The 4,085-nt window shown below is 61.7% G+C and carries 5 protein-coding genes and 1 pseudogene; 1 reads left to right on the top strand and 5 read right to left on the bottom strand.

What is annotated here, in order from left to right; all coding sequences use genetic code 11:
* From EJA70_RS25290 to gspG, 5 genes and pseudogenes are all read right to left on the bottom strand, one after another.
* Nucleotides 1-250 (bottom strand): annotated as a pseudogene (locus EJA70_RS25290) (type II secretion system protein GspD); the annotation flags it as partial.
* The gene (gspM, locus tag EJA70_RS25285) at nucleotides 247-795 is read right to left on the bottom strand and encodes a type II secretion system protein GspM (RefSeq protein ID WP_158834357.1); all 549 of its coding nucleotides are present in this window, start codon (nucleotides 793-795) and stop codon (nucleotides 247-249) included. The pseudogene EJA70_RS25290 and the gene gspM, both read right to left, overlap by 4 nt.
* Nucleotides 788-1,966: a type II secretion system protein GspL gene (gene gspL / locus EJA70_RS25280; RefSeq protein ID WP_158834355.1), complete on the bottom strand. Its 1,179-nt coding sequence runs from the start codon at nucleotides 1,964-1,966 to the stop codon at nucleotides 788-790. Before gspL ends, gspM begins: the two co-directional genes overlap by 8 nt.
* Nucleotides 1,963-2,922, bottom strand: a complete 960-nt coding sequence (gene gspK, locus EJA70_RS25275; RefSeq protein ID WP_158834353.1) for a type II secretion system minor pseudopilin GspK — start codon at nucleotides 2,920-2,922, stop codon at nucleotides 1,963-1,965. The genes gspL and gspK overlap by 4 nt, the downstream gene beginning before the upstream one ends.
* Before the next feature lie 8 nt (nucleotides 2,923-2,930).
* The gene (gene gspG, locus EJA70_RS25270; protein WP_008087930.1) at nucleotides 2,931-3,389 is read right to left on the bottom strand and encodes a type II secretion system major pseudopilin GspG; all 459 of its coding nucleotides are present in this window, start codon (nucleotides 3,387-3,389) and stop codon (nucleotides 2,931-2,933) included.
* A 147-nt stretch (nucleotides 3,390-3,536) separates the two neighbouring features.
* Here gspG and gspI point away from each other — a divergent pair, with 147 nt between their 5' ends.
* Nucleotides 3,537-3,911 (top strand): type II secretion system minor pseudopilin GspI, encoded by a 375-nt coding sequence (gspI, locus tag EJA70_RS25265; RefSeq protein WP_158834351.1) that lies wholly within the window; start codon nucleotides 3,537-3,539, stop codon nucleotides 3,909-3,911.
* Nucleotides 3,912-4,085: the final 174 nt, after the last annotated feature.

Raw genomic sequence — 4,085 nt, 5'->3', positions numbered from 1 at the left:
CCGCCCCACTGCGCGCACTTTTGGATATGTTGTGCAATTGCTTCGGCGCCGGTCGCGCCTGCGCCTGCGCACGTTCGCGGTCAAGCACCGCGTCGCCGCTGCGCTGGGTGTTGGCCAGCGGCCGACCCAGTTCACTGTCGACCAGCAATGGCGGCTGGTTCTGTGGTGTGGTGGTGTTGCTGCATGCACTCAACGCCATCAGCAGCATCGGCAACGCCAGACGTGCCGGTTTGGATCCTGACCCCTTCATGAAGCTTCCTTAGCGCCCAGCGCCTGATCCATGCGAACGGTGCCTGACAAAGTGCCGGCAGTGACTTCGGTCGAGGGGTTGTCTGCGCGTTGCAAACGGGCCTCGACCACTTGCAGAGAAAGTTGTGCCGGGTTGTTCAACAGCCAGTCGAGCACGGCGTCGGCCGGCGCCGCGTCGAAGGTCAACTGCCAGGCGCCGGCCTCCCCGGATTGCAATTGATAGAGCCCGCCGAGACCACTGGCCTGCAGAGTCTGCTCCAGCGACTGCGCCACGTTTTGCCCGTCCGGGCGCACGCTGACTTCACGCAACAGCACCTCCAGCGCTTCGGTCTGCGCACGCAGCTTTGGCGTTTCGGTTTGCCAATAAGTGATTTTCTTCAGCGGCGGCTGGATCAGCGCGACCCACAGCAGCAAGCCGATCAGCGCAACGGCCATGCCGGCGACCATGCGTTTTTCACGCAACGCCAACGGCTGCCAACGGGCCTGCACCTGAGCGTTAAAGCGTTGCCACTTGGCGCGGTAGAGCGCGAGCGAGGCCTTATTCATCTTCTTCTGCTCCGCCGCTGTCATCGCTCTCGCTTGGGGTGGCTTCAGTGGCCGGACGCAAGGTCCAGCCCTCGTCATCTGCCGTCACGCTGATACCGGCCTGGGCCAAAGTGCTTTGCCAATCCTGATCATTGCCGCCACGACGGGCATCGCTGAGCAGACTCAGTTGCAAGACACCGTCGACAAACGCCAGCCGCTCGACACTGCCGGCCATCGACGGCATGCCGCTGCCCGCCTGCAACACCAGCCGATTAAAAGTCTGCGCCGGATCATCCGCCGCGCCCTTCTGCCGCGCCGCCAGTTGCTGACGCGCCTGCTGCAAAGGGTTAAGGATCACCGGCAACTCAGGGAAGGCCTGCTTTACCCGCAAGTTCATCTGAGTTTTCAACTGCTGACCCTGCCCAGCTTCGCGAGCGGCATACAGGTTCAAACCGATCACCCACACCGCCACGGCCAACGCCGAAAACCCAATGGCTCGGCCCCAACCGCGATGCTCGGTGTTCTGCGTTTGCACCGCGCCGTGCAGCCCCCAACCGGGCAACGGCCCGGTCCAGCGCTGCGCATCACTCATCGGCAATTCGGCACCCGGCGGCGGTTGATCGCCGATCCAGTGAAGAGTCGCACCCGGTTCCCAAACAACACCATCGAGGCCGTCATCAAACAACGGCTGCACCCGCGCCCCTTGCACGCTATCGCGCAGCAATAAATGCCCGTCCTGCACGCAAGCAACGGTGCCGGGCAGCACCGGCAAACAATACGGCGCGGGGTAGAGACCGCGCAGGTTCAGCCCAGCACTTTTCAGCAACTGACCAAAACCCAACAACTGTTGCCGAGGCGCCCAGGCGATCTGCACCTGCCCGGCCTCGTCCCGCGAGCTGTGCGCAATGTGCATCTCGCTGCTGTCGCCCAGCATCAACGCCTGCGCCGCACACTGCACCGCCGCGACAATCTTGTTGGCAGGCAACGGCGGTAAATCGAGACTCGCCAACAGGCTGTCAGCCGGGTGCAGAAAACACACCAGCGGTGGCAGTTTCGACTGCTGACTCAACTGGCTCAGACTGAGGCGTTCTTCCCGCGTGACCATGCCCTGACGATCCAGCCAAGCGCAGTGCAATTGACTGTGCAGATCCAGTTCCGCCAAGGGCGGCAACGCCACTTTCAACTGGCTCATACGCCCACCCGCGACCAGATCACTTGCGGCAAGCGGTCCTCGCTGCGATGCAACAACGCCTCAAGACTGACCCGCCGCTGATCGCGTCGCGCCTCGCCGCGCAGGCGAAACCAGTCACTGGTGATGCCGACCTTGACGTTGGTCAACTCCAGTTGCGGCATGCGCAAACGGTTGAAGAAATCGCCACGGTTGATAAACCAGCGCCCGGCATCACGCTCGGCAATCAACGCATTGGCACGTTCCAGCGACAGCCCCGGCACATACGCGGCCAACACCGGCGCGGTGGCCGTGTTGCCATTGAGCCAGGTCGTCGCCGGAATCACCGTCAGGTACGGCGCCAGTTTGCCCATCACCGCCTCATTCACGCCGTCCAGGCTGCGCAAATCATCAAGGCTGCGCAGCATCGGCATTGTCGGATTCTGCGGTTTGCGTGAAGCGTTTGGCGACGTCGCGCGACCGCTGTCGAAACCACTTTTCGGCGCCTCGGCCATCTGCGCATCCAGCAGTCGCGGGTACGAAGCGATCACTCGCTGACTGATGCGCTGACTCAACCCGGCGCTGACCCCGATCAACTCGCACAAGCGCTGAAACGCCGCCACCTGCGCCTCATCAACCCGCTCGTTGGCCACCAGATTGCGCAGGTTGAACTTGCCCTGCTCATCCTCCAGCCGCCCTTCAAAACCTTGCGCGGAGAGACGCTGCGCCCACGGCTGATCGAGCCGGGTCAACGGATCGCGCTGACGGTCGTCCCAGAGCAATTGTCGGCTGATCTCCAACCCGCTCTGCACCAGCCAACGCCCCTGCACACGCTGCTGATCCGCCTCCAGCGCACGGGTCGACACGCTCTGGCGCGTCAACATGCCCGCCGCAATCACCGCCACCACGGCCGCAATCAACAACGCGCTGATAATCGCCATACCCTGTTGCTTCGCCCCCTCAGGCGAGCGGCTGTTCATGGCCGGCCTTACAACTGCCAGGAACCGATATCGGCATTCACGCCGTCGCCGTCAGGCTGACCGTCGGCACCGAGGGAAAAGATGTCGATCTCGCCGTTGGCGCCGGGGTTGAGGTACTGATAAGGACGGCCCCACGGATCGTTCGGCAAGCGCTCCAGGTACGAACGCCAATTGCTGTTCTTCGCATCCGCCGGCCGCTCCACCAACACCTTCAGCCCCTGATTCATGCTCGGGTAAGTGCCGTGATCGAGGCGATACAACTTCAACGCCTGCATCAACCCACCAATGTCCTGCTTCGCCGCCGTCGCCCGCGCCTGATCCGGCCGGTCGAGCACCTTGGGCACCACCATCGCCGCCAAAATCCCCAGAATCACCACGACCACCATGATCTCGATCAGGGTAAAACCCTGCTGCCCACGCGGCGTGCGCAACGGTTGCTGACGCGATTTGAAAGGTGCGATATCCATCTCGACAATCCCTGGCTTGATTCGATTCGACGCGCAGTGTTGCAAGAAGATATGTCAGTGATGTTGAAAATCCTCGGGTGTTTTCGTCGTCAAGCCGTCAAGCACGCGGGTTAGCGTCGAGGGCTGTGTTTTGGCTTTGGGCCACTTATGCGTGCGCGTTCGCGAGAAGCAGGTTTCACTCTGATTGAAGTGCTGGTGGCGCTGGCGATTATTGCCGTGGCGATGTCGGCGGCTGTGCGCGTGGCGGGGTTGATGACGCAAAGCAGCGGGATTCTGCGGGATCGCTCGGTTGCGATGCTGGCGGCGCAAAGCCGCATGGCCGAGCTGCGCCTGGAAGGCAAGTTGCCGATCGGCATGAAAGCGCAGGATTGCGATCAGGGGCGGTTGTTGCTGCGCTGTGAACAGGTAATCGCATCAGCAGAGCATGGTCGATTGCTAAAAATCGGCATCCAGGTATTCGACCGCAACCAGGACGCCCCGCCCCTGGCAAAACTCGAAACCCTACTAAACCACCCACTGTAGGAGCTGCCGAAGGCTGCGATCTTTTGATTTTGTCTTTTTAAAAGCCACGGTACGTGTCAAGGCACCTGTCGCCTTGGTCCTACAACTGCTAGCCCATTACGCCCTTAATTTCAGGGCGTTCTGGGTTTAAATAAACTGCGTCTGCCAGTTTCCAGTTTCGTGTTCGAGTACTCC

Origin of the sequence: Pseudomonas sp. PB103 (assembly GCF_009764635.1) — a bacterium.
Lineage (GTDB): Bacteria > Pseudomonadota > Gammaproteobacteria > Pseudomonadales > Pseudomonadaceae > Aquipseudomonas.
This window is presented reverse-complemented; position numbering and strand designations above follow the sequence as displayed.